The organism is Streptomyces sp. SID12488 (assembly GCF_010548275.1).
GTDB lineage: Bacteria > Actinomycetota > Actinomycetes > Streptomycetales > Streptomycetaceae > Streptomyces.
The window spans coordinates 1-24,955 of sequence record NZ_JAAGLT010000007.1 but is presented as its reverse complement, the minus strand read 5'-3'; the positions used below and the strand labels follow the sequence as shown (position 1 = coordinate 24,955).

At 71.1% G+C, this 24,955-nt stretch carries 19 protein-coding genes and 1 pseudogene; 8 read left to right on the top strand and 12 right to left on the bottom strand.

Going from position 1 to position 24,955, the window contains the following annotated elements; genetic code table 11:
• Positions 1–125: 125 nt before the first annotated feature.
• Complete coding sequence (locus G3I56_RS13490; RefSeq protein WP_164409194.1) at positions 126–3,524, bottom strand: ATP-dependent DNA helicase; 3,399 nt, start codon at positions 3,522–3,524, stop codon at positions 126–128.
• A 252-nt stretch (positions 3,525–3,776) separates the two neighbouring features.
• Positions 3,777–4,142: an MGMT family protein gene (locus G3I56_RS13485; protein ID WP_164409193.1), complete on the bottom strand. Its 366-nt coding sequence runs from the start codon at positions 4,140–4,142 to the stop codon at positions 3,777–3,779.
• 185 nt (positions 4,143–4,327) lie between these two features.
• Here G3I56_RS13485 and G3I56_RS13480 point away from each other — a divergent pair, with 185 nt between their 5' ends.
• From G3I56_RS13480 to G3I56_RS13470, 3 genes are all read left to right on the top strand, one after another.
• Positions 4,328–7,063, top strand: coding sequence for a lysylphosphatidylglycerol synthase domain-containing protein (locus tag G3I56_RS13480; protein WP_164409192.1), 2,736 nt, complete (start codon positions 4,328–4,330; stop codon positions 7,061–7,063).
• A gap of 96 nt (positions 7,064–7,159) precedes the next feature.
• On the top strand, positions 7,160–8,710 hold the full coding sequence (locus tag G3I56_RS13475; protein WP_164409191.1) for an alpha/beta hydrolase: 1,551 nt from the start codon (positions 7,160–7,162) through the stop codon (positions 8,708–8,710).
• 116 nt (positions 8,711–8,826) lie between these two features.
• Positions 8,827–10,374 (top strand): alpha/beta hydrolase, encoded by a 1,548-nt coding sequence (locus tag G3I56_RS13470; protein WP_164409190.1) that lies wholly within the window; start codon positions 8,827–8,829, stop codon positions 10,372–10,374.
• A gap of 89 nt (positions 10,375–10,463) precedes the next feature.
• Here G3I56_RS13470 and moeZ read toward each other — a convergent pair whose 3' ends face one another.
• The 9 genes and pseudogenes from moeZ to G3I56_RS13430 form a co-directional block, all read right to left on the bottom strand.
• Positions 10,464–11,642, bottom strand: coding sequence for an adenylyltransferase/sulfurtransferase MoeZ (gene moeZ, locus G3I56_RS13465; RefSeq protein WP_164323214.1), 1,179 nt, complete (start codon positions 11,640–11,642; stop codon positions 10,464–10,466).
• A gap of 63 nt (positions 11,643–11,705) precedes the next feature.
• On the bottom strand, positions 11,706–12,455 hold the full coding sequence (locus tag G3I56_RS13460) for a spherulation-specific family 4 protein (RefSeq protein WP_164409189.1): 750 nt from the start codon (positions 12,453–12,455) through the stop codon (positions 11,706–11,708).
• Positions 12,443–13,402: an NAD-dependent epimerase/dehydratase family protein gene (locus G3I56_RS13455; protein WP_164323210.1), complete on the bottom strand. Its 960-nt coding sequence runs from the start codon at positions 13,400–13,402 to the stop codon at positions 12,443–12,445. The genes G3I56_RS13460 and G3I56_RS13455 overlap by 13 nt, the downstream gene beginning before the upstream one ends.
• A 147-nt stretch (positions 13,403–13,549) precedes the next feature.
• Entirely contained in the window at positions 13,550–14,857 is a 1,308-nt protein-coding gene (locus tag G3I56_RS13450) for a hypothetical protein (protein ID WP_164409188.1), read from the bottom strand.
• Positions 14,854–16,578 (bottom strand): DUF3492 domain-containing protein, encoded by a 1,725-nt coding sequence (locus tag G3I56_RS13445; RefSeq protein ID WP_164409187.1) that lies wholly within the window; start codon positions 16,576–16,578, stop codon positions 14,854–14,856. Before G3I56_RS13445 ends, G3I56_RS13450 begins: the two co-directional genes overlap by 4 nt.
• Before the next feature lie 223 nt (positions 16,579–16,801).
• Positions 16,802–17,440 (bottom strand): annotated as a pseudogene (locus G3I56_RS13440) (ATP-binding cassette domain-containing protein); the annotation flags it as partial.
• A gap of 351 nt (positions 17,441–17,791) precedes the next feature.
• A complete protein-coding gene (locus tag G3I56_RS45030) occupies positions 17,792–17,884 on the bottom strand; it encodes an Ms4533A family Cys-rich leader peptide (RefSeq protein ID WP_343239939.1) in 93 nt (30 codons plus the stop codon).
• Between the two features lie 56 nt (positions 17,885–17,940).
• A complete protein-coding gene (locus tag G3I56_RS13435; protein WP_164409186.1) occupies positions 17,941–19,227 on the bottom strand; it encodes a DUF3152 domain-containing protein in 1,287 nt (428 codons plus the stop codon).
• 8 nt (positions 19,228–19,235) lie between these two features.
• A complete protein-coding gene (locus tag G3I56_RS13430; protein ID WP_164409185.1) occupies positions 19,236–20,264 on the bottom strand; it encodes an alpha/beta hydrolase in 1,029 nt (342 codons plus the stop codon).
• A 167-nt stretch (positions 20,265–20,431) separates the two neighbouring features.
• Between G3I56_RS13430 and G3I56_RS13425 the strand changes: the two genes are divergently transcribed.
• From G3I56_RS13425 to G3I56_RS13410, 4 genes are all read left to right on the top strand, one after another.
• Positions 20,432–20,647, top strand: a complete 216-nt coding sequence (locus G3I56_RS13425) for a hypothetical protein (protein ID WP_164409184.1) — start codon at positions 20,432–20,434, stop codon at positions 20,645–20,647.
• A 173-nt stretch (positions 20,648–20,820) separates the two neighbouring features.
• A complete protein-coding gene (locus G3I56_RS13420; protein ID WP_164409183.1) occupies positions 20,821–21,462 on the top strand; it encodes a TetR/AcrR family transcriptional regulator in 642 nt (213 codons plus the stop codon).
• A gap of 135 nt (positions 21,463–21,597) precedes the next feature.
• Positions 21,598–21,825, top strand: a complete 228-nt coding sequence (locus G3I56_RS43770; RefSeq protein ID WP_164409182.1) for a DUF3107 domain-containing protein — start codon at positions 21,598–21,600, stop codon at positions 21,823–21,825.
• 193 nt (positions 21,826–22,018) lie between these two features.
• Positions 22,019–22,288 carry a hypothetical protein gene (locus G3I56_RS13410; RefSeq protein ID WP_164409181.1) on the top strand — a complete coding sequence of 90 codons (270 nt, stop codon included), beginning with the start codon at positions 22,019–22,021 and terminating at the stop codon, positions 22,286–22,288.
• Between the two features lie 92 nt (positions 22,289–22,380).
• On the opposite strand, the gene G3I56_RS13405 is transcribed toward G3I56_RS13410, so the two are convergent.
• Positions 22,381–23,172, bottom strand: a complete 792-nt coding sequence (locus G3I56_RS13405) for a ferritin-like fold-containing protein (RefSeq protein ID WP_343239938.1) — start codon at positions 23,170–23,172, stop codon at positions 22,381–22,383.
• A gap of 470 nt (positions 23,173–23,642) precedes the next feature.
• Here G3I56_RS13405 and G3I56_RS13400 point away from each other — a divergent pair.
• Positions 23,643–24,955 (top strand): DEAD/DEAH box helicase (locus G3I56_RS13400; protein WP_239134880.1); only part of this gene is annotated, 1,313 nt, incomplete at its 3' end.

The following is a 24,955-nucleotide window of genomic DNA, read 5'->3' as shown; positions in this document are numbered from 1 at the left end:
GCTAGCGGCGGCCACTGACAGTGGAGGCCAGGTTCGCCGTCCGGGGCGGCACAAGCGCAGGTCGGCACAGGTGGTGCCGTACGTCACTCCCGTACGGCGTCACCCTCGTGCGGGGCCGACCGGTGTCACTCGACGACGTGCCGGCCTTCCGGGCGGGCACTGCACGACGCCCGGAAGGAGCAGTGCGCGCAGTGCTGGCCGACGGTCGGGCTGAACCGTTCGTCGAGCACCTTGCCGGCGGCGGTGGCCAGCAGGTCGCCGACCCACTCCCCCTCCGCCTCTGTCTCTTCCCCGAGGGGGGCCTGCGCCTGGACCTTGGGCAGCGTCTCGCCCCCGTCCTTCTTCGCGGCGCCCTGACGCAACTGGACGAGTTCCGCGCCGCCCGGTTCGGGGCGCACACCGTCGAAGGCGTCGTCGACGGCACCTTCGCGGACGGCGAGCTGGTAGACGGCGAGCTGGGGGTGACGGGCCACCTCGGCGGCGGTGGGCGTCTGTTTTCCGGTCTTGAAGTCGACCACGTAGGCCCGGCCCTCGCCGTCGGCCTCGACGCGGTCCATGGAGCCGCGGATGCGCACCTCGTAGTCGCCGGCTCCGAGGGTCACGTCGAAGTCGTGCTCGCTGGCCACCGGGGTGCGGGCGGTGCGACTGGAGTCGACGTGCCACGTCAGGAAGCGTTCGAGCGCCACGCGCGCGTGCTCCTTCTCCTGCGTCGACTTCCAGGGCGCGTCGAAGGCGAGTGCGTTCCAGACGGAGTCGAGGCGTTCCATGAGGACGGCGAGGTCGGCGGGGGTGTGTCCGGAGGCGACCTCGTCGGCGAGGACGTGCACCACGTTGCCGAAGCCCTGGGCGGCGGTCGCGGGGGCGTCGGCCTTCACCTCGCGGCCCAGGAACCACTGCAGGGAGCAGGTGTTGGCGAGTTGGTCGAGGGCGCTGCCGGAGAGCACGACGGGCTGGTCGCGGTCGCGCAGCGGGACCTTGCTCTCGGTCGGCTCGTACATGCCCCACCAGCGGTAGGGGTGGGCTGACGGTACGAGTGGGCGGCTCTCCTCGTCGGTGAGCGCGGCGAGCCGGGCCAGGCGGCGGGCGGCGGCCTCTCTGAGGGGGGCGGACACGCGCGGGTCGACCGTGGTGGCGCGCAGTTCGGCGACGAGGGCGGCCACGGAGAGGGGGCGGCGCGGGCGGCCCGTGACGTCCTTGGGTTCGACGCCGAGTTCGGTGACGAAACGGGAAGGCTGGTCGCCGTCGTCGGCGGGAGCCTTCACCGCGGTGACGACCAGGCGTTCACGCGCGCGTGTGGCGGCCACGTAGAACAGTCGCCGCTCCTCGGCGAGGAGTGCTCCCGGGGTGAGCGGTTCGGCGAGTCCGTCGCGGCCGATGCGGTCGGCCTCCAGGAGGGAGCCGCGGCGGCGCAGGTCGGGCCACAGACCCTCCTGGACGCCCGCGACGACCACGAGACGCCACTGGAGGCCCTTGGAGCGGTGCGCGGTCATCAGACGTACGGCGTCGGGGCGCACGGCACGGCGGGTGAGGGTGTCGGCGGCGATGTCCTCGGCGTCGATCTCCTCCAGGAAGTTGAGGGCGCCACGGCCGCCGGTGCGCTCCTCCGCGCGCGTGGCGGTCGCGAACAGAGCGCACATGGCGTCGAGGTCGCGGTCGGCGTTGCGTCCGGCCGCGCCGCCGCGCCGGGCGGCCCGCTCCAGCCGTCCTGGCCAGGGTGTGCCGTTCCACAGGTCCCAGAGGGCTTCCTCCGCTGTGCCGCCGCCCGCGAGGCGCTCACGTGCCTTGCCGAGCAGCGCGCCGAGGCGCTGGGCACCGCGCGCGTACGTCGGATCGTGGACGACCAGACGTTCCGGTTCGGCCAGCGCGCGAGCCAGGAGTTCGTCCGAGGGGGGTGGTACGGGGTTGCCCGCGGTCCTCTCCTCCTCTCGCAGGGCGCGGCCGAGGCGGCGCAGGTCGGCGGCGTCCATGCCTGCGAGGGGGGAGGTGAGGAGGGTCAGGGCGGTTTCGGTACCGAGCCAGGCGGTGGCTCCCGACGGGGCGACGTCGGCGTCTTCGCCCCCGCCGTCCTCCGCTCCTTCGGTGTCCCTCTCCTCACCCGAGCCCGAGCCCGAGCCCGAGTCCCAGCCCGACGCCGCTGCGGTCGCCACCGCTCGGAGCGCCGTCAGGAGCGGTGCCACCGCGGGTTCGTGGCGCAGGGGCAGGTCGTCGCCGTCGATGTCCAGGGGGACCCCGGCGGACGTGAGGGCGCGCCGGACCGTCGGGATCGTACGGCCGCCGGCCCGCACCAGGACAGCCATTTCACCCCAGGGGACACCGTCCTCCAGGTGTGCGCGGCGGAGGATGTCGGCGATGTTCTCCAGCTCCGTACCGGACGTCGGGTACGTGAAGACCTCGACGCGGCCTCCGTCGCGGACCGGGGCGAGTCCGCGGTGGGCGCGCACCTTCTCGGCCGGGAGGCGGCTCAGGGGCATGCGCTGGGTGAGGAGACGGGTGGCTGTCAGCAGAGTGGCGTCGGAGCGGCGGGACGTCCTGAGAACCTCGACCGGGGCAGAGCGGCCGTCCGCGCGCGGGAAGGCATCCGGGAAGTCCAGGATGCCGTTGACGTCCGCGCCGCGGAAGGCGTAGATCGACTGGTCGGGGTCGCCGAGGGCGACGAGTGTCCGGCCGCCTCCGGCAAGCGCGTGCAACAGCCGTACCTGGGCCGGGTCGGTGTCCTGGTACTCGTCCACGTATACGGCGTCGTAACGGGCGGCGAGCTGCCCGGCGGTGTCGGGGCGGCTCGCTAGGAGTACGGCGCGGTGCACGAGTTCCGCGTAGTCGAGCACTCCTTGCATGTCGAGTACGTCGAGGTACTCGGCGAGGAAGGCGGCGGCGGCCCGCCAGTCCGGGCGGCCGATACGCCGGGCGAAGGCGTCCAGGGCGTCCGGGCCGAGGCCCAGTTCGCGGCTGCGGGCGAGGACCGCGCGGACCTCGTCGGCGAAGCCGCGGGTGGTGAGGCAGGCGCGCAGTTCGTCCGGCCAGCGCACGTGGGCCAGGCCGAGTCGCTCCAGGTCGGGCTGGCCGGCGAGCAGTCCGCGTACCGCCACGTCCTGTTCGGGGCCGGAGAGGAGCCGCAGGGGTTCCGCGAACAGGTCGCTGTCCTGGTGGGCGCGGACCAGGGCGTAGCAGAAGGAGTGGAAGGTGGTCGCGCGGGGAGCGCGGGCGGCTCCGATGCGCAGTGCCATGCGGTCGCGCAGTTCGACGGCCGCCTTGCGGCTGAACGTCAGCACGAGGATCCGCTCGGGGTCCCCGCCACGGGCGATCCGGGCCGCCACGGATTCGACGAGGGTGGTGGTCTTCCCGGTACCCGGACCTGCGAGGACGAGGAGTGGGCCCCGCGCGTGGTCAACCACCGCGCGCTGTGCGGCGTCCAGAAGAGGGGGATCCTGCCGCGTGGGCGGGGTGCGCACCAGCCGGTAAGCGCCACGGTTCCCCTGTCGCACCTGGAGGTGCGACAGGCGCCTGGTGGAGGAAGAGGAGCTCACGTGGTTCGCCGGTCCTGGTGGGTGTGCTGGTTGGCCGACCGCGTGGAGGACGGTGGCCGGGAGGTGAGGGGGGTGGGTGCAGCCGACGGTACGCCGACGGGCGGTTCGGAAGCAGGTCTTCCGCTTGTTCACTCCCGCCCCGAGCGTCACCCGGGCCCCTCGCCCCACGAACGTACGCCATGGCACGGACGTGCCCGGTTTACCCCGTACGGGCCACTGGTCCCCCTGACGCCCGCCCGATGGCGGAAGCTGTCAGGTGTGACCCTCCGCCCGCTCACCGCCGTCCCACCGCGCCCGTCTCATGTCGAGGCGCGGCAGATGCCCCTCGGCGGACCGGCTCGCCTCCTTCAGTGGCGTGCCCTCCGCGCGGTAGTGGCTGAGGGCCTCCAGTTCGTGGCCCGGGAGCAGGACGCCGTCCGCGCGGACCACCCGCCACCACGGAACAGCCCCTCCGTAGAGGGCCATCACACGCCCGACCTGGCGCGGTCCGCCCTCCTCCAGCCACTCGGCCACATCGCCGTACGTCATGACACGCCCGGGAGGGATCAGTTCGGCGGCCTCCAGGGCTCGCTCGGCGTACTCCGGCAGGGCGTCCGCCGGACGGCTCTCGTCGCTCATCCGACCCATCCTGCCCCACCCCACCGACAACGTGACGAGACGGCGACCGTGGGTATTCCTCGCCCCGGAGCAGTGCTTGCGGCAGACTGTGCGCCCCCGCATTGCACCCTGATGCCCCTGTGTGTCAGTGGGGCATGCCACCATCGTGCGGGCGGTGACCGGTGATACGAGACCAAGAAGAGACCATGAAGCAGCAGGGCGTGCACCCCGAAGGCACGGAGGACACCTCTGAGGTCTCGTCGCGCCCCGGTGCGGACGGCACCGGCAACGAGCCCGAGCGGACACCGGCCGGGCCAGCCGCCGACTGCGCCGACGACGAGGCCCACGCGGAGGAGGTCGAGGGCGACGAACCGCTGCTCCCCGCGCGCGTGCACCGCCCCTCCGATCTCATGCGGCTCCTGGCCGGCGTCTTCGCGATCGTCGTCCTGCTCGCGATCGCCGCGTTCGCGCACGGCACCACCTCGGGGCTCGAACAGGACATCAACAAGGGCACCGGCCAGGCACCCGACCTGCTGATCAAGATCGCGGGTCTGGCGTCGAGCATCGCGATCCTCCTGGTGCCGGTCGCCTTCGCGATCGAACGGCTGATCAAACGGGACGGGCTCCGCATCGCCGACGGTGTGCTCGCGGCGGTCCTCGCGCACGGGGTGACCCTCGCCACCGACCTGTGGGTCGCCAAGGCCGCCCCGAACTCCATCCAGGAGGCGCTGACCCAACCCTCCCCCGGCGACATCCACGCGCTCACCGACCCGGTGCACGGCTATCTCGCGCCAGTCATCGCGTACATGACGGCCGTCGGCATGTCCCGTCGGCCGCGCTGGCGCGCCGTGCTGTGGGTGGTGCTGATGCTCGACGCCTTCTCGATGCTGGTCACCGGCTACACGACACCGTTCTCGATCATCCTGACGGTGCTGATCGGCTGGTCGGTGGCGTACGGGACGCTGTACGCGGTCGGCTCGCCGAACGTGCGTCCCACCGGACGCAACCTGATGGCGGGCCTGCGGCACGTCGGTTTCCGCCCGGTGAGCGCGGCCCGCGAGGAGGTCCCGGAGGCCGCGGACAGCGGTGACCGCGGCCGGCGCTACTTCGTCACCCTGGAGGACGGCCCCCCGCTGGACGTCACCGTGGTCGACCGCGAGCAGCAGGCGCAGGGATTCTTCTACCGCATGTGGCGCAACATCACGCTGCGCGGCCTGGCCACCCGCAGCAGCCTCCAGTCGCTGCGCCAGGCGCTGGAGCAGGAGGCTCTCCTCGCGTACGCGGCGATCGCCGCCGGGGCCAACGCGCCGAAGCTGATCGCGACCTCGGAGCTCGGCCCTGATGCCGTGATGCTCGTCTACGAGCACACCGGAGGCCGCACGCTCGACTCGCTGGAGGACGAGGAAATCACCGACGACCTGCTGCGCAACACCTGGGACCAGGTGAGGGCCCTGCAGTCGCGGCGCATCGCGCATCGCAGGCTCGTCGGCGAGGCGATTCTGGTGGATCGTTCCGGCAAGGTGATCCTCACCGACCTCCGGGTCGGCGAGATCGCGGCCGGGGACCTGCTGCTGCGCATGGACATCGCCCAGCTGGTGTCGACGCTGGGGCTGCGCGTGGGCGCCGAACGCACGGTGACGTCCGCGGTCGGAGTGCTCGGCCCGGACGCGGTGGCGGACTGTCTGCCGATGCTCCAGCCCATCGCCCTGTCGCGCTCCACGCGCGCGACGCTGCGCAGACTCGCCCGCGAGCGCGCCCAGCGGCAGCGCGAGGCGGTCCTGGAGGCGTCCCAGCAGGCAAAGCAGGCCCGGCTTGAGGCGGCCCAGCCCGACGCTGTGCCGGTGATACTGGAAAAGTCCGACAAAAAGGCCGTGCGGGCGGAGCAGCGGGCCGAGAAGCGGGCCATCGACGAGGCTCTGGAGGGAGCCCGGGAGGAGGATCTGCTCGCCCAGATCCGCCACCAGGTGCTGCTGATCAGACCGCAGGCACCGGTCGAACCGGCCCGGCTCGAACGGGTGAGACCGCGCACCCTGATGAGTTTCATCGCGGGCGCGTTCGGCGCGTACTTCCTGCTGTCGCAGCTCACCCACATCGAGTTCGCCACGCTGTTCGACGAAGCCGAGTGGGGCTGGGTCATCGCGGCCGTGCTGTTCTCGGCGCTCAGTTACTTCGCCGCCGCGATGAGTCTGCTCGGCTTCGTGCCGGAGCGGGTGCCGTTCATGCGGACCGTGGCCGCACAGGTCGCCGGGTCGTTCGTGAAGATCGTGGCACCCGCGGCAGTCGGCGGTGTGGCCCTCAACACGCGTTTCCTGCAACGCGTCGGCGTGCGGCCCGGGCTCGCGGTGGCCAGTGTCGGCGCGTCGCAGTTGTTCGGGCTCGGCTGCCACATCCTGATGCTGCTGTCGTTCGGCTATCTGACGGGCACCGAGAAGACACCGTCGCTGTCGCCGTCCCGGACGGTCATCGCGGGCCTGCTGACCGTCGCGGTACTCGTGCTCGTGGTGACCTCGGTGCCGTTCCTTCGGAAATTCGTCGTCACGCGCGTGAGGTCGCTGTTCGCCGGTGTCGTACCGCGCATGCTGGACGTTCTCCAGCGGCCCCAGAAGCTGGTCACCGGTATCGGCGGCATGCTGCTGCTGACCGCGTGCTTCGTGATGTGCCTGGACGCGTCCATCCGGGCGTTCGGCGACGAGTCGACCTCGCTCAGCCTCGCCAGCGTCGCCGTCGTCTTCCTCGCCGGCAACGCGCTGGGCTCCGCGGCACCGACCCCAGGTGGTGTGGGCGCGGTCGAGGCGACCCTGACGGTCGGTCTGATCGCCGTCGGTCTGCCCAAGGAGGTCGCCGCCCCGGCCGTGCTGCTCTACCGGTTGCTGACCCTCTGGATCCCGGTACTGCCGGGCTGGCTGTTCTTCAACCACCTGACGCGGAAGGGCTCCCTCTAGGGAGTGCGGCCTCGCACCGGTGCTTCCCGGGGCGCGCGCTACCTCGTACGGCTCGCGCCCCGAGCGTCCCACCGGGTACGACCGCAGGATGGGGGCATGCCCAACCCCTTCCGGCCGCGTGCCGCTGCTCTGACGGCCACCGCCCTCCTGCTGTCGTCCCTGATGTCGGGGTGCAGCGACGATTCCGGCTCCGCGGAAGAGGATCCGTCGGCCCAGAAGCTGAGTTGGCAGGACTGTCCCGCGCCGTCCGGGTCGGAGGGCGGCGGCGAGGCGCCATCCCCCCTGCCGGGCGGCGGCGCCTGGCAGTGCGCCACCATGAAGGCACCACTGGACTGGGCCGAGCCCAAGGGCGAGACGATCGGACTCGCGCTGATCCGCGCGAAGACGAGCGGCGCCGCGAGCAGGCGCATCGGATCCCTGATCTTCAACTTTGGCGGGCCCGGCGGCTCGGGAGTCACCACACTTCCCGCGTTCGGCACGGACTACGCGACCCTGCGCACGCGCTACGACCTGGTGAGCTTCGACCCGCGCGGGGTCGGCCGCAGCGCCGGCGTGAGGTGCGAGGACGACGAACAGCTCGACGCGTACTTCCAGCAGGACGCGACGCCCGACGACGCCGCCGAACGTTCCGAGCTGCTGGACAACACCCGCGAGTTCAACGCGGCCTGCGAGAAGAACTCCAAGAGGGTGCTCCCGCGTGTGCGCACCACCGACGCGGCCCGGGACATGGATCTGATGCGCCAGGTCCTCGGCGACGACAAGCTGTACTACTTCGGCATCTCGTACGGCACCGAACTCGGCGGCGTCTACGCACATCTGTTCCCCAAGAAGGTGGGCCGAGCCGTCTTCGACGCTGTCGTCGACCCCACCCAGACACCCGAACAGGGATCGCTCGGGCAGGCCAAGGGCTTCCAGCTCGCGCTCGGCAACTTCGCCGAGAACTGCACCTCCAAGACCGAGGACTGCCCGGTCGGCGACACCGCCCAGGATGTCGAGGACCGGATCGCCAAGCTCCTCAAGGACCTCGACGCCAAGCCGGTCCCGGGCATCTTCCCCCGCGAGCTGACCCAGAGCGCGGCGGCCAACGGCATCGCGCAGGCGCTGTACTCGCAGGACTTCTGGCCCTACCTCACCGAGGGCCTCGAGCGGGCGTACGACGGTGACGGCAGGGTCCTGATGCTGCTGTCCGACTCGATGAACGGGCGCGACCAGAACGGCGGGTACAGCAACATCACTGCGGCGAACATCGCCATCAACTGCTCCGACCAGAAGCCGCGTTACACCGTCGCGGACGTCGAGGCGCGGCTGCCCGCATTCCGCGCCGCCTCTCCCCTGTTCGGCGACTTCCTGGCCTGGTCCATGATCAGCTGCACCGACTGGGCCGTGCGGGGCGCCGCCGACCACCCCGACGTCGGCGCGACCGGATCGGCGCCGATCCTCGTCATCGGCAACACCGGCGACCCGGCCACGCCGTACGAGGGTGCGCGGAAAATGGTGGGTGCGCTGGGTGAGGGTGTCGGCGTCGAGCTGACGTACAAGGGGCAGGGGCACGGTGCGTACGACAGCGGGAACCGTTGTGTGCGCACGGCGGTGAACGGCTATCTGCTGAACGGGAAGGTACCGGCGGCGGGGATCGTCTGCTCCTAGAAAAGTGCAGGTAAGAGCGTTATCCACAGGCTGATACGGGCTCGACTTGATCCGCCTAACATGGCCGGAACGCCATCCGCTGATCCGAGCGGACGGCTCTCAGGGGGGAAGTGCGCATGTCTCGTTTCGTACGCTGGACGGCTGCTGCCGCCACCGTGTTGCTGGTGGCCGGCTGCAGCGCCAACACATCCGACAGCGGTGACGGCAAGGGGTCCGGCACGGCCACGCCCTCGACGGCGGCCTCCTCGTCCCGGGCCTCGCCGGCGCTGCCCGCCTCGCTCACCTCGCAGAAGCTCGGCTGGGGCCGCTGCGAGGGCACGTCGGACTCCCCCACGCCGGGCAGCGACTGGCAGTGCGCGACGCTCAAGGTGCCGCTGGACTACGCGAAGCCGGGCGGTGAGACCATCGGCCTGGCGCTCATCCGCGCCAAGGCCACCGGAGGCAACCGCATCGGGTCCCTCCTGTTCAACTTCGGCGGACCGGGCCAGTCGGGCATCTCCGTGATGCCCTCCTACGCCGGCACGGTCTCCGCACTCCGTGAGCGCTACGACCTGGTGAGCTGGGACCCGCGTGGGGTAGGGGCCAGCGAGGGCGTGCGCTGCCGCAGTGACAAGGAGATCCAGGCCGCCGAGTCGGTGGACCCGACGCCGGACGACGCGGCCGAGGAGAAGTCGTACTTCCAGGACGCGACCGACTTCGGGAAGGGCTGCGAGAAGTCCGCCGGAAAGCTCCTCGCGCATGTCTCGACGACCGACTCCGCCCGCGACATGGACCTGATGCGCCAGGTCCTCGGCGACGCGAAGACGCACTACTTCGGCATTTCGTACGGCACCGAACTCGGCGGTGTGTACGCCCACTTGTTCCCGAAGCACGTGGGGCGGCTGATCCTCGACGCCGTCGTCGACCCGAGCGCCGACATGGTGGGACACGCGGAGAACCAGGCCCGGGGATTCCAGCGCGCCCTCGACGACTACCTGAGGTCGACGGGCCAGGACCCGGACCAGGGATCGCGGAAGACCGCGGCGCTGCTGAAGCGGATCGACGCCAAGCCGCTGCCCACGTCCTCCGGGCGGAAACTGACCCAGGGCATGGCGGTCACCGGCGTCGTCCTGCCGCTGTACAGCAAGCAGAGCTGGCCGGCGCTGACCAGCGCCCTGGACGCGGCCGAGCAGGGCGACGGATCGGACCTGCTGGCGCTCTCCGACAGCTACAACGACCGCGACGCGTCGGGCCACTACGGCACGACGACACATGCCCAACGGGTCATATCGTGCTTGGACGACAAGCAGCGGCCGACCGCGGCACAGACCAGGAAGCTGCTGCCCGAATTCCGGAAGATCTCGCCCGTGTTCGGGGAGTTCATGGGCTGGGACACGGCCGGCTGGTGCCACGACTGGCCGGTGGCCGGCCAGTACGACACACCGGAGGTCGGCGCGCCCGGCGCGGCGCCCGTCCTCGTGGTCGGCAACACCGGGGACCCGGCGACGCCGTACGAGGGCGCGCGCAAGATGGCGGACGAGCTGGGCAAGGGCGTCGGCGTGATGCTGACCTGGAAGGGCGAGGGGCACGGGGCGTACGGCAGTGGGAGCGACTGTGTCGATTCCACGGTGAACGCGTATCTGCTGGACGGGACGGTGCCGAAGGACGGCAAGGTCTGTTCATGACGGCGGCGGGGGCCCCGGGCACCTGTGGTGCGCGAGACCCCCGCCGGCCGAACAGGAGCAACGGGACGGACGGGGTGGTGAACCGCGGGTCAGTAGACGGGCTTGTGCGGCTCGATCTGGTGGACCCAGCCGATCACACCGCCGCCGACGTGGACCGCGTCCGCGAAACCGGCGGACTTCAGGACCGCGAGGACCTCCGCGCTGCGGACACCCGTCTTGCAGTGCAGGACGATCTTCTTGTCCTGCGGGAGGGTCGCCAGGGCCGTGCCCATGAGGAACTCGTTCTTCGGGATCAGCTTGGCGCCGGGGATCGAGACGATCTCGTACTCGTTGATCTCGCGGACGTCGATGATCTCGATGTTCTCGCCCTCGTCGATCCACTCCTTGAGCTGCTTGGGAGTGATCGTCGAGCCGGCCGCCGCCTCCTGGGCCTCCTCGGACACGACACCGCAGAAGGCTTCGTAGTCGATGAGCTCGGTGACGGTCGGGTTCTCGCCGCAGACCGCGCAGTCGGGGTCCTTGCGGACCTTGACCTGGCGGTACTGCATCTCCAGGGCGTCGTAGATCATCAGACGGCCGACGAGGGGCTCGCCGATGCCCGCGAGGAGCTTGATGGCCTCGTTGACCTGGATGGATCCGATGGACGCGCACAGCACGCCCAGGACGCCGCCCTCGGCGCAGGAGGGAACCATGCCCGGCGGCGGGGGCTCCGGGTAGAGGCAGCGGTAGCAGGGGCCGTGCTCGGACCAGAAGACGGAGGCCTGGCCGTCGAAGCGGTAGATCGAACCCCACACGTAGGGCTTGTTCAGCAGGACGGCCGCATCGTTGACCAGGTAGCGGGTCGCGAAGTTGTCCGTGCCGTCGACGATCAGGTCGTACTGGCTGAAGATCTCCATCACGTTCTCGGCTTCGAGCCGCTCTTCGTGAAGGACCACGTTGACGTACGGGTTGATGCCAAGCACCGAGTCGCGGGCCGACTGGGCCTTGGAGCGGCCGATGTCCGCCTGGCTGTGGATGATCTGGCGCTGCAGGTTCGACTCGTCGACCTCGTCGAACTCCACGATGCCGAGCGTGCCCACGCCCGCGGCGGCCAGGTACATCAGCGCCGGCGAGCCCAGGCCGCCGGCGCCCACACAGAGCACCTTGGCGTTCTTCAGCCGCTTCTGCCCGTCCATCCCGACATCGGGGATGATCAGGTGGCGGGAGTACCTGCGGACCTCGTCTACGGTGAGCTCGCCAGCGGGCTCGACCAGGGGTGGCAGCGACACGGGGACTCCGTTGGTCGGTCAATCACTACAGTTGTTCTCCCCGTAACACTGCCACGCCCTTCTTCATTCCGAGACACCCGTTCCGAGGCGCGAGACGATCTCGTCCCAGTAGCCGGGCATCGTCTCCCAGGGGTCGGTGCGGCCACCGCGATCCGTACGGTCGGTGAAGTAGATCGTGGCGGCGCCCTGCCAGCGGGCGACGCGCAGCGCCTCGTCGAGATGGCCGAGCGGCAGGCCGTGCACGAAGTGGCAGAAACGCTCGGGCGGATGGTCGGCGGTCCACTCGGCCACCTGCGACCAGCGGTAGTCGCTCCAGTGGCCGGAGAACGTGACGAGCTGGTCGGCGTGCTCGACGTAGTCCGGATGCGGATGGGTGCCGTGCCCCAGGACGATGTGCGCGTCACCGTCCGCCTCGCGGAGCGTGCCGACCGTACGGCGGATCTCCGGAAGCGCGGTGCGGTCGGCCGGGCAGCGGTCCAGGAGGAACCCGTCGGCCTTGTACCAGTCGCGGTACCGCTGCGCCTCGGTGATGAGCTCACCGTACGTACGGGCCCCGTGGGCGGTATCGAGGTGGCCCAGGACGCGGACACCCGCGTTGCGCAGGCGGCCGACGGCCGCCAGGCAGTGCGGATCGGGGCGGCTGCCCGGGCCGTCGGCGACGTTGAGGACGACCCAGTGCAAGGGCGTGCCCGGGCGGGTCAGTTCGCCCCACTCGGCCGGGGCGACGAGGGGGTGCGCGAAGCCCGGGATGCCGAAGCCGGTGCGTACGCCGGTGCTCGCGGTGCCCGTCCTGGCACTGGTCAGATGCGGCATGCCGCCTCCATCCAGATGTCGGCGAGGGACTCCTCCAGATTGATCCGGGGCCGCCAGCCGAGCCGGTCGCGTGCGGTGCGTACGTCGGCCTGCTGCCAGCTGCCGCAGCCGTCCGGGTACGGGTACGCGGCCGGAGGCGCGTGGTCCGGGTCGGAGCGGGGGTGGCCGATGGACGCCCTCAGGGGGCCGGGCGGGCCGTCGAGCTCGTGCAGCGCGCCGCCGTACCCGGCCACGCGGGCGAGGACGGAGGCGGCGTCTCGCAGCCGCACGGCGCGGCCGGAGCCGATGTTGATGACGCCCTGCGCGGCCGAGAGCGAGGCGGCGTGGACCGCCCGTGCCACATCCCGTACGTCGATGAAGTCGCGCTGCGCGCCCAGGCCACCGAGCTTGAGCTCACCATCGCCGGACTGCATCGCGCGGCGCATAGCCTCGGCGAGGCGGCCGAGCGGGGAGCCGGCGGGCGTACCGGGCCCGGCCGGCGAGAAGACGCGCAGGACGACGGCGTCGAGGCCGGAGCCGAGGACCAGTTCGGTGGCGGCGAGTTTGCTGACACCGTACGGGCCGCCGGGGCGGGGGACGGCGTCCTCGGCCGTGGAGGAACCGGGCTGGCTGGGGCCGTACTCGGCGCCGCAGCCGAGCTGGACCAGACGGGCGCCGCAGCCGCTGCGTCGCAGGGCCTCGCAGACGGTGGCGACGGCGACCGTGTTGTGGCGGGTGAGTTCGCGGGCCCCGCCGCGGGTGGCGCCCGCGCAGTTGACGACCACTCCGGGATGGACGGCGTCGAGGAAGCGGGTGAGTGCGCCGGGGCTGCCGGACGCGAGGTCGAAACGGACGTCGGCGTCGTCGCCGCGGCCGAGGACGGTGAGCTGCACGGCCGGGTCGGCGAGCAGCCGGTCGGCGACGAAGCGGCCGAGATAGCCGTTGGCTCCGATCAGCAGAACCCTCATCGGACGGCTCCCTCGGCGGATTCTCCGGCTCCGGGTCGGGAGGTGATCATCGGTGTACTCCTTCGGGGGTTGCGGGTTCGTTCGTGATGGAGGGCCGGGCGTCGCGGAATGGGTCGCCTGCCGTGGTCGTGGTCGTGCTCCGGGACGTCATCCGGGCTCACCCGGCATCGCGTGCGCCGACGCCCTGGTCAGCGTGCGGGTGGCGTGGAGCAGGAGGATCAGGGCGGCCACTCCGCAGGCCGCGGCCGGGATGCCTGCCGGACTCCAGGCAGCCACGACCGTGTCCACCGGGACGGCCAGGAAGGCGCAGCCGGGGAGGTGGGACGCGAAGGCGGTGGCCAGGGCCGCCGCCTCCGTCGCGGTTGCCGCGCCGAGGACCACCGCCGGGGCGTGGGTGAAGCCGTGCGCCGTGAGGAGCCGGGCCAGGAGCAGCAGGGCGCCCAGGGTGACCGTCGTGGTGTAGGCCGCCGGTTCACGCAGGACCGTCGCGGAGATCGCCACGAGCGCCGCCGACGTGCAGAGGAACAGGGCGAACGCGCCCAGGAGGAGGGGTTTCACTGCTGCGGTGAAGTCTGTCAGGCCACGGCTGGCGGCCAGTTTGCGACGGGCTCCCGCCGCGAAGAGGTGGGCGCACCAGGCCGCCGGCGCGCAGGCCAGGGTGAGCGCCATGACGGGGGCGGTGGACAGGTCGCGGACGGCGGCCTGGAATCCGCCGTCGGGGCCGCCCGTCAGCGCGGCGGTGAGCAGACCGTCGCCCAGGAGCGCGTACGCGAGGAGCCAGTAGGTCCACGCGCGTGTGGAGCCCGGGGTGTGGCTCGGGTACGTGCCGGGGGGCGCCGGGTGGGACCTGGGGCCCAGTGGCCCCCGGCCCAGTGCCGCGCGTACGGCCAGCGCCACGGCCAGGGCGCCCAGCGTCGCCACGGCCAGCCGCACCCGGCCCTCGGTGAGGTGCAGACCCGCCACCGTCGCCGCGCACAGGGTGCCCGGGAGCAGGGAGAGCAGGGCCCAGTCGGCCCGTACCCGGGGTACGGGCGGCGGGGTGGGCCGCGGTGCCGAGTCCGTGTCCCGGGAGACCCGGGCGTACATCTCCTCGGCCAGGGAGAACACGTCCCGGTGGCGGAAGCGGGCGGCCGTACGGTCTGTCACACCGTGGGCCTCCAGGCCGGCGGCGATCTCCAGGGGGTCCACCGCCCGCTCGCACAGCTCACGGTGTCTGTGCATGAGCGCCTTCACGGGGTCTCCGGTCCCCCGGCGCGCGGTACGGGTGGAGGACGTGGTCGTCTGTGACCGTGTCCGCGTCGTCTCCGTCTCCGTGTCTGTCTCCGTGTCGGTGTCGGTGTCGGTGTCCCGTACGTTCGTCTCCGCCGCGCCTGTGAGCCACTCCTCCGAGTGTTCGTCCCAGGCTGCGGGGTTGTCCGGTGTCCCCGGGCGGTCCAGTTCTCCCAGCTCGCTCATCGCGCGCCCTCCCCTGCGGGTACGGGGGTCGCCTGTACCGGTGCGGAAGCGCGTCCTGTCGCCCAGCCGGGCCCGCCCCGGGCCACCACGCGTATGTCGGCATGCGTCCAGCGGCCGGGGACGTGCGCCTCCGCCGGGACGGCGAACGGGAGCGGTTCGCCGGCTTGGTCGAGGACCACCTTGTGGACTGGGCAGCGCGAGACGACCTCCAGGTAAATGCCGTGAAATGCCTCGACGTTCTGCTCGACGGTGAACAGTTCGAGGGCACGGGCGCGCGCCGCGGCGCCCAGGCGTTCTCGGCGCGCCGGGTCGCGCAGCAGCGCCACGCACGCCTCCGCGAGCGCCCGCGGGTTGCGCGGGGGCACCACGAGCCCCGTACCGCCGATGATCTCGACCACCGCGCCCACGTCGGTCGACACGGTCGCCCGGCCGCAGAACATGGCCTCGACCAGGCTGATCGGGAAGCCCTCGACCACGCTCGACAGGACGACGACCGCACCGGCCGCGTACGCCTCCGCGAGCGTCGGTGCCTCCGGGCCGCCGATCTCCTCGAAGGACACCGGGTTGTCGCCGACCGCGTGGATGCCCTCGGCCTCGTCGGGGAAGAGCTGCGCGGCCAGCGCCCGGCAGTGGCCGAGGTACGCCTCGCTCTCGGCTCCCGTAGCCGCGCCGATGATGCGCAGGCGGGTCTTCGGTTCCTCCTTGCGGATCTCCGCGAAAGCGTGCAGGAGGGAGATCAGGTCCTTGGCGGGCTCGATCCGGCCGACCCAGATCAGCGTGTCGGGGTCCGCGGTCTCCGGCGACTCGCCCACTTCCGCGAAGTGGGACGCCTCCATGCCGGGGTACACGGTCCGCAGCTTCTCCCGGTCGGCCCCACATCTCTCCTGCCAGCGGCGGGTGTGCGTGTTGCCGGGGGTGACGAGCGCGGCCCGCCGGTAGACCTCCGAGGCCAGCCTGCCGTGAAAGGCCGCGAGCAGGGACCGTACGGCCGGGGCGCTGTCGTCCGCGCCCGAGGCCAGATAGTGCGCCCGCAGCGGGACTCCGTACTCGGTGACCAGCAGGGGGACGTCGGAGAAGTGGTGGGCGAGCAGTCCGGGGAGCGCCGCCGGGCCGCCGGCCGCGGCATGGCAGAGGTCGACCGAGCCGAGCCCGTCGTCCTCGTACCAGTCGAGCGAGAGGGGGCGCAGAGCGCGTTCCAGGTGCGCGGCGACGGCGAGCAGGTCCGGGACACGCGCCTCGCGCGCCGCTCCCTGTGCGCCGGGCGCACGACAGGCGCGCTCCAGAGCACGTACGGCGGCTTCGGAGCGGAGCGCTCCCACCAGGCCGCCCTCGTCCCGGGCGAGTTCGGCGAGCCCGTACAGCGCGCTGCCGAAACGGTCCGCCTCAGCGGTGGACGGGTCCGATCCGCCTGACGCGTTCCCCGCGTCGGGCCCGCCACACAGGGCCGCGGCCAACTCTCCGTAGGCCTCGGCGAATCGCCGGCGTGCGCGGCGGCCGTAGACCACCCCGTCGTCCTCGGCCGTCCACAGCGGGGCGGTCCGGACCCGGCTGACCTGCGACGGAAGCTCGATCCAGCCCTCGTCCTCCTGCCGCTCACTGCGACTGAGCGCGTAGATGTCGAACTCGTGTCCGCCGAGCCCGCGCACGAGCCGGTCGCACCAGAGTCTGGCGTCACCGCTCACATACGGATAGCCACCCTCCGTCAGCAGTCCGATGCGCACGAGCACACCCCCGATCTCCCGTATGAGGAGCCGCCGTTGACCCGGCGGCTCGCAGCGGGACGAACGTATGCGGACATGACGGTGGTGCGACGGACGGTTGTCCGTCGCACCACCAAAAGGGGTGAACGGTCGTAACTTTCCCGTGCGGCGGGCGTTCCCTCGCGCTAAGAGATCATTCGCGCACCCATGGTTACGAACATTCGTGCGGTCACGCCGGGGCCAACTACTGTCGGGCCGTGCGGCGCCGGGCCGCGATCTCCGGGTCGAGAGCGGGTACGGCGGCCAGCAGCTGCCGGGTGTACGGGTTCCGCGGGTTGTCATACACCTCGTCCGCGGGGCCCGACTCGACGATCCGTCCCCGCCGCATCACCGCGACGCGGTCACTGACCTGGCGTACTACGGCGAGGTCGTGGGCGACGAACACCAGCGCGAGGCCGAGTTCGCGCTGCAACTCGCCGAGCAGGGCGACCACCTGGGCCTGGGTCGTGACGTCGAGCGCCGAGACCGGCTCGTCGCAGACGATGACGCGTGGTTCGGCGGCCAGCACCCGCGCGATGCCCACACGTTGGCGCTGGCCACCGCTGAACTCGTGTGGATAGCGGTCGAGGTGCGCCGAGTCGAGCCCGACACGCTCCAGCAGCTCACCCACCCGCCCCCGCACATGCATCTCGTCGTTCTCGCCGCGCGCCCGCAGCGGGTCGGCGATCGACTCGCCGGCGCCGCGGCGGGGGTTGAGGGAGGAGACCGGGTCCTGGAAGACCATCTGCACGGCCGGGCCGACCCCGGACCGCACGCGCCCCTCGTAGCGCACCTCGCCGGCCGTCGGCTCCAGCAGCCCGACCAGCATCCGCCCGAGCGAAGTCGTCCTGCGGGTTGGAGTTCAGGACGGTGAGCGTGCCGCCCTTCTGCGGCTTGGAGTCGCCGCTCCCCGCGCCCTTGGCATCGTTGTCCTTCGGACCGCACGCGGCGGCGCCCGCGGCCAGGACAAGGCTGACGGACACCGCTGCCACGCGGCGCGCTCTGACGGACGGCTGGCGCGTCAGGAAGACGATCTCTCGAATGATGAGACGGAATGACGGGGAATGAGACGGGAGGAACACACGTCTGCCCGGGCGTCGGGTCGCATCAGGCCGTCGAGAACCGCCGCCGATGGCGGAGGTCAGTTGGTGAGGGCAAAGACGAACGTCGCGACACACACGCGCGGGGGCAGGTGTCAGCGACAGAGAACGTCGGCTACACAGAGCGGGGTCACGCCGATCAGCGCCAGCTCGATGGCGGCGCGACGGACAGCATGACTAGACCACATGCGCAAAAATGTGAACGAACTTTCCACCCATGTCAACGTGGCCCCTGAGCCGCGTGTCAACTTCCCGGATACGGCCAGGGGTTGGCCCGGCAGTGGATCCCGTCATGGTCGAGGAACTTGGTCTGCTGCTGCATGACCGGGGCGAGTTCGCCGTCCTTGTCGCAGGTCACGTGACCGTAGCCGAGGCGATGGCCGACCTCGTGGTTGATCAGCATCTGCCGGTACGCGTAGATCTTGTCGCCGTAGGTCTTGGACCCCTGCGCCCATCGATAGGCGTTGATCATCACGCGGTCGGTGGAGGCCGAGTCGCAGGACACGTTGTCCTCGGTGGTGTCGAGACCGGACTTGGCGCACCAGAAAGCGGTGGTGCCGGGGCTCGCCAGGGTGATCACGAAGTCGGGCTTGCCGGAGGAGATCCGCTCGAACGTACGACCCCCGTTGTGCGCCCAGCTTCGCCTGTCGTTGAGCGTCTTCTGCACGGCCTGCGCGAACAACCCCCCGTCGAGCCCGAGGCCCTGCTCGACATCCACCCGGTAGGTGTACTTCCGCCCCGCCCCCGGCGCCTTGGCGAACCCGCGGATCGCGTCGAACTTCCCCGAGCCCTTGAGGGCCGCCCCGAGCGCGTACGTCCTGGCCATCTTCTGGTCGTACGTCAGTGTCGTCGCCTCGGCCGGCGCGTCGGACGCGGCGGGGACGCCGTCGACGCGCGCCGCGGAGTCCCCGGAGCCCTGGACGTCCTGGCCCGAGCCGATCGCGGTCTGTGTCCGCACACCGCCGACGTCGTCCTGGCCCTGGGTGACCTGTCCGGCCACGACGACCGCCAGCACGGTGGTGACGGCGGCAGCCGCGATCCCGGTGAACGCCCGGCCCTTGCCGCCCTTGCCCTTGACGGCCACCTCGGCGGCCGGGGCGTACGTGTCGGCGGGGTGCGATGTCCGGGCGCGGGGCGAGAAGGGGCCTACGTCCTCGACTGCGACACCGGGCCGGCCCGCTCCGTCGAAGGCGTCGACGTACGCCTGCCTGGGCCCGGAAGCGTGCGGAGGCACGGGACGCTGACGCGGTATGGCGGGACCGGCTCCGGGCCGCCCGCCGAACTCGCCCCAGCCACCGCCGGTTTCGCGCTGCTCGGGGTGCCCGCTTCCCCGGACACGGGGAAAGCCGTGAGCGGGCGTGCCCTCGGGGAGGCGCGGGAACCCATGAGCGGGCGTGCCGTCAGGAACGGTGAAACGGGGTGCGCCCTGCCCCTGTTGGGGTTGCTTCCCCTGCGGAACCACGGGGATGTTCGCCGAGCCGCCTGTACTCGCGCTGCCGCCGGTTCGCCCGCGGCGGCTGTGACGTCCCACCTCGCGTCTCAGCTCCCAGCGTTCGCGGCGTCGGCCCGGCTGCCGACGGTCCTCGCTGTCACAGTACCGGCATTCGCCTTCAACAAACCTGTGTCCTCGAGCAGTTCACGGAACGCCGACGCGACCGTCTCCGGGTACTCCATCATCGCCACGTGCCCGGCGTCGGGCAACGAGAGCAGCCGCGAGTCGCGGAAGGTGCGCGCTGCGCGCTGGGCCATTCGGTAGGAGACGAGTTGGTCCCGGCCGCCGTAGACAAGGAGCGTCGGCGCGAGCACACGCTCGGCCTGGCGCCACAGCCCGTGCTGTCCGCCGAGCGTGTACGCGTTCACGATCCCGCGCGCGGAACGCGCCATCGCGTCCCAGAAGTACGGCAGTTGCAGCCGTCTCTCCATCTCCTCGACCGCGTTGCGGAATCCCTCGGGCGTCACCTGCCCAGGATCCCCGTAACAGAGGGCCGTGACCCCGCGGACGCGCTGTTCGGCGCTCCACTCCGCGGTCAACCGGGTGAACAGGCGGGCCACACCGGGCAGGGCGAGGAGCCCGGTCGGCACCGCGTTGCGCTGCACGCGGATCTCCGGCAGCGCGGGCGAGACGAGCGTGAGCGTCCTGACGAGGTCGGGCCGCACCGCCGCGACGCGGGTCGAGACCGCACCGCCCAGCGAGTTGCCGAACAGGTGCACAGGCCCGCGCCCGGAGGCATCGAGATAGCGGATGACGGCACGCGCGTGCCCGGTGACCGAGTAGTCGCCGTCGTCCGGCGGCGGGGAGTCGCCGAAGCCCGGCAGGTCGAGCGCCTCGCTGTCGACGAGCTCGTCCTGGAGCTGCATGAGCGCCGACCAGTTCTGCGAGGAACCGCCCAGGCCATGGACGTACAGCGCGGGCGGCAGTCCCTCGCGCGCGGGGGGCCTCGACCGCACGGTCAGGGTGATCCCCGGCAGACCGACCGAGCGCAGCCGCTCGCCCTCAGCGACCCTGACGGGCGCCACCTTCGGAAGCACGTTGGTGGCCGGCATGTACGGCGGCTCGGTCGAAGACATGCGGCAATGTTACGAGACGATCACGCAGTGGCTCGTGTGTTCGGCATCACAGGGCCGGTAATCCCGATCGCCTGGCACTCCGATCGCCTGGCATCTCGATCCCGTGTCTCCTACGCTCGTAACAGGGCACCCGCAGTGGAACCGCACCCCCGGGAAGGGAGCCCAGCATGGCCGTCGACCCCACCGACCCCGAGGACTACGAGGGCGAGGACAGCGCCGAGTTCGACGTCGAAGCCCCCGAGGCCGACACCGCCGAGCAGCGCACGGACATCACCCCGCAGCACGACGCCCCACTGACCGGCGAGAACACGGACCGCGCGAGTGAGGCCGATCTCGCGGAACAGGCCCGCGTCGTGAATCTGGACGAGGACGACTACCGCTAGCCGTCACCACACTCCATACCGAGCGCAGGATTTGTTGCCATTTGAGCGGATAGCCCGGAACATACAGTCGCTCGGTCGAGGAATTTCTGTGCTCGCACCGCGCACACGAGGGTTACCGAAAAGTACGATGGCGGCGCGGCGCACACCGCATGTGAATGAAATTGGGAGGCGGCGTGACAGCCATCGAGCAAACTGAGGCGGCACGCCCGCGGGGCACGCGGTTGCCGCGTCGCGCCCGACGGAACCAGCTGCTGGGCGCCGCCCAGGAAGTGTTCGTGGCGCAGGGCTACCACTCCGCCGCGATGGACGACATCGCCGAACGGGCCGGCGTCAGCAAGCCGGTGCTCTACCAGCACTTCCCGGGCAAGCTCGACCTCTACCTGGCCCTGCTGGACCAGCACTGCGAGGCCCTGATCGCGTCGGTCCGCGCGGCCCTGGCCTCGACCTCCGACAACAAGCAGCGCGTCCGGGCGACGATGGACGCGTATTTCGCGTACGTGGAGGACGACGGCGGAGCCTTCCGCCTGGTCTTCGAGTCCGACCTGACGAACGAGCCCGCCGTGCGCGAGCGTGTCGACAAGGTGACGAACGAGTGCGCGGAGGCGATCTCCGAGGTCATCGCCGAGGACACCGGCCTCTCGCCCTCGGAGTCGATGCTGCTGGCCTCCGGTCTGGGTGGTCTCTCCCAGGTGGTGGCGCGGTCCTGGCTGCACAGCGACCGCAGTGTCCCGCGTGATCAGGCGGTCCAGTTGCTGGCCTCGCTGGCCTGGCGCGGCATCGCCGGTTTCCCGCTGCACGGCACCGAGCAGCACTGACCGCCCGTTTGTTCCCGTCGGCTGTTCGCTCCTGGCGTTCCCGGGCGGAACATGTACGTCCCCTCACCGGGCTAATGTGTGCTGGGTACGGCGCGGACGCCCGCGCACTTCACTGACCGTCGGAGGGACATAGCCGTGGAGGTCAAGATCGGCGTGCAGCACGCGCCCCGCGAGATCGTTCTGGAGAGCGGTCAGAGCGCCGAGGAGGTCGAGCGGGCCGTATCCGAGGCCCTGGCCGGCAAGTCGGCGCTGCTGAGCCTCGTGGACGACCACGGCCGCAAGGTCCTGGTCCCCGCAGACCGTCTCGCGTACGTCGAGCTGGGCGAGCCGACGGTCCGCAAGGTGGGCTTCAGCGCGCTGTAGGACACGTAGGGACACATATGGGTGGGGCCCGGCGGTTCGAACGACGAACCGCCGGGCCCCACCCGCGTTCTCGCGCATGCCGTATTCACAGGTTGACCACACGTCACCCTTACAAGTGGGTTGCCCTGCGCAGGTCACGGGTATGACGGGCTGAGAACGTCACGCGCAGGCAGGCTGTGGGAGGGACCCCGACATGTTCTTGGAAGCACTCGGCTCCGCGATCCTCGGCCTCGCGCTGGCATGGGCGGCGGCCCGTCGGCTGCCCGACCGCCTCCCCGCACGCCCGCTGGTCCTGTCGACCGGTGCGGCCGGAGCCCTTTTCGGCGCCTTGATCACACACAGCGCGCTGAGTTCCGGCCACTTCGTGCTGATCCTGCTGGGCGCGGCGGCCGTCTCCGCCGCCTCCCTCTCCCTGCTGCTCCGCCCTAAGGGCAGACTCCACCGGTCATCGGCGACGGCGTAGCCGCAGGGCCCCTGAAGGGGCGCGGGGCTGTGACATGTACGGCTCCGCCGCGCGGGCGCGACCAGCCACAGCGGACCCGCGGACAAAGACAACTACGCGGCCAGGCCCAACGCAGCCATCCGCTTCGTGTGCGCCTCGGTGATCCGGGAGAACATCCGGCCGACCTCCGCGAGGTCGAACCCGTCCGCGACGCCGCCGACGAGCATCGTGGACAGCGCGTCCCGGTCGGCCACGACCCGCTGCGACTGTGACAGTGCCTCGCCCATCAGCCGCCGCGCCCACAGTGCGAGTCGCCCGCCCACACGCGGCTCCGCGTCGATCGCCGCGCGCACCTTCTCGATGGCGAAGCTCGCGTGCCCGGTGTCGTCGAGGACCGCGAGCACCAGCTGCCGGGTGTCCGAGTCGAGGCGGGCCGCGACCTCTCGGTAGAAGTCGCTGGCGATCGAGTCACCGACGTACGCCTTGACGAGTCCCTCCAGCCAGTCGGAGGGAGCCGTCTGCTTGTGGAAGCCGTCGAGCGCGGCGACGAACGGCTCCATCGCCTGGCCCGCGTCGGCGCCGATCTCCGTGAGCCGGTTCCTGATCTGCTCGAAGTGGTGGAACTCCGCCGACGCCATCTTGGCCAGTTCCGACTTGTCGACGAGCGTCGGCGCCAGCTTGGCGTCCTCGGCGAGCCGCTCGAACGCGGCCAGTTCGCCGTACGCGAGCGCGCCGAGCAGGTCCACGACCGCGGCACGGTACTGCGGGTCGGTGGCGGCCTGTGCCCAGTCCTGGGCGGCGATTCCGGTGAGTGCGGGAGCGGCGTCGGCCGCGCTCCCTGCCGTGCTTTCGTCGGGGGTCGCGGAGGTACCGGAGGCATTGTCAGGCGTCGTCATGAAGCGCACAATAGCCCGCTGGCCACAAGGCGGAAGGCCCTGCTCAATCAGTGTGACGACCACTACGTGACCGAATCGGCCATCGCATGTGCGCGATTCCGGGGTATGGTGGTATTGCGCTCACTGAGTTGAAAGACGTAGCTCGGCGGGCCACATGAATGAGGATGCCCGGTCGGTGGCCCGATCGGCTCCGACCCGACAGCTCTCCTCACCTGTACGGCACGATGCGTACGGAGTTCGGAGAGACCCTCAGCGGTACGAGCGCTCGAGCGTCGGCAGTGGTCCCGTGCCACTCGGCCCGCCCGTGAGGCGGCCGATGTTCTCGGCCCGGTCCCGACACGACCCCCGCGCTCGCCTCGCACCGCGTACACAGAAGAGGCATTGCCCTGACTACGACTTTCCGGGATCTCGGAATTCTGCCCGAGACCGCCGAGGCGCTCGAAGCCGTCGGCATCATCACCCCCTTTCCCATCCAGGAGATGACGCTCCCTGTCGCCCTCAGCGGCTCGGACGTCATCGGCCAGGCCAAGACCGGTACGGGCAAGACGCTCGGCTTCGGTCTCCCGCTCCTCGAGCGCGTGACCGTCCCCGCCGACGTCGAGGCCGGCCGCGCCAAGCCCGAGCAGCTCACCGACGCCCCGCAGGCCCTCGTCGTCGTCCCGACGCGCGAGCTGTGCCAGCAGGTGACCAATGACCTGCTGACGGCCGGCAAGGTCCGTAACGTGCGCGTTCTCGCCATCTACGGCGGCCGGGCGTACGAGCCGCAGGTCGAGGCCCTCAAGAAGGGCGTCGACGTCATCGTCGGCACCCCGGGCCGTCTCCTCGACCTCGCGGGCCAGAAGAAGCTCGACCTCAAGCACATCCGCGCGCTCGTCCTCGACGAGGCCGACGAGATGCTCGACCTGGGCTTCCTGCCCGACGTCGAGAAGATCATGAACATGCTGCCGCCCCGGCGTCAGACGATGCTGTTCTCGGCGACCATGCCGGGCGCGGTCATCGGTCTGGCGCGGCGCTACATGTCGCAGCCCACGCACATCCGCGCGTCCGAGCCGGACGACGCGGGCAAGACGGTCGCGAACACCGCGCAGTACGTCTACCGCGCGCACAACATGGACAAGCCCGAACTGGTGGCGCGGATACTGCAGGCCGACGGCCGGGGACTGGCCATGGTCTTCTGCCGTACCAAGCGCACGGCGGCCGATCTCGCCGACCAGCTCGCGCAGCGCGGTTTCGCCTCCGGCGCCGTCCACGGCGACCTCGGTCAGGGTGCCCGCGAGCAGGCGCTGCGCGCCTTCCGCAACGGCAAGGTCGACGTCCTCGTCTGCACGGACGTGGCCGCGCGCGGTATCGACGTCGAGGGCGTCACGCACGTCATCAACTACCAGTCTCCCGAAGAGGAGAAGACCTATCTGCACCGCATCGGCCGTACGGGCCGCGCGGGTGCCAAGGGCATCGCGATCACGCTGGTCGACTGGGACGACATCCCGCGCTGGCAGCTGATCAACAAGGCGCTGGAGCTGAAGTTCAACGACCCGCCGGAGACGTACTCCACGTCTCCGCACCTGTTCGAGGAACTGAGCATCCCGGTCGGTACCAAGGGTGTCCTGCCGCGCTCGGAGCGCACGCGGGCCGGCCTGGGCGCCGAGGAGGTCGAAGACCTCGGCGAGACGGGTGGACGCGGTGGCCCGCGCGGTCGCGGCGGCCGTTCCGGCCACTCCTCCGGCCCGGCGGCTGCCGCCGCGCCGCCGGTGGAGCGCGAGCGTCCGGCGCGTACGACGCGCGGTCGCCGCCG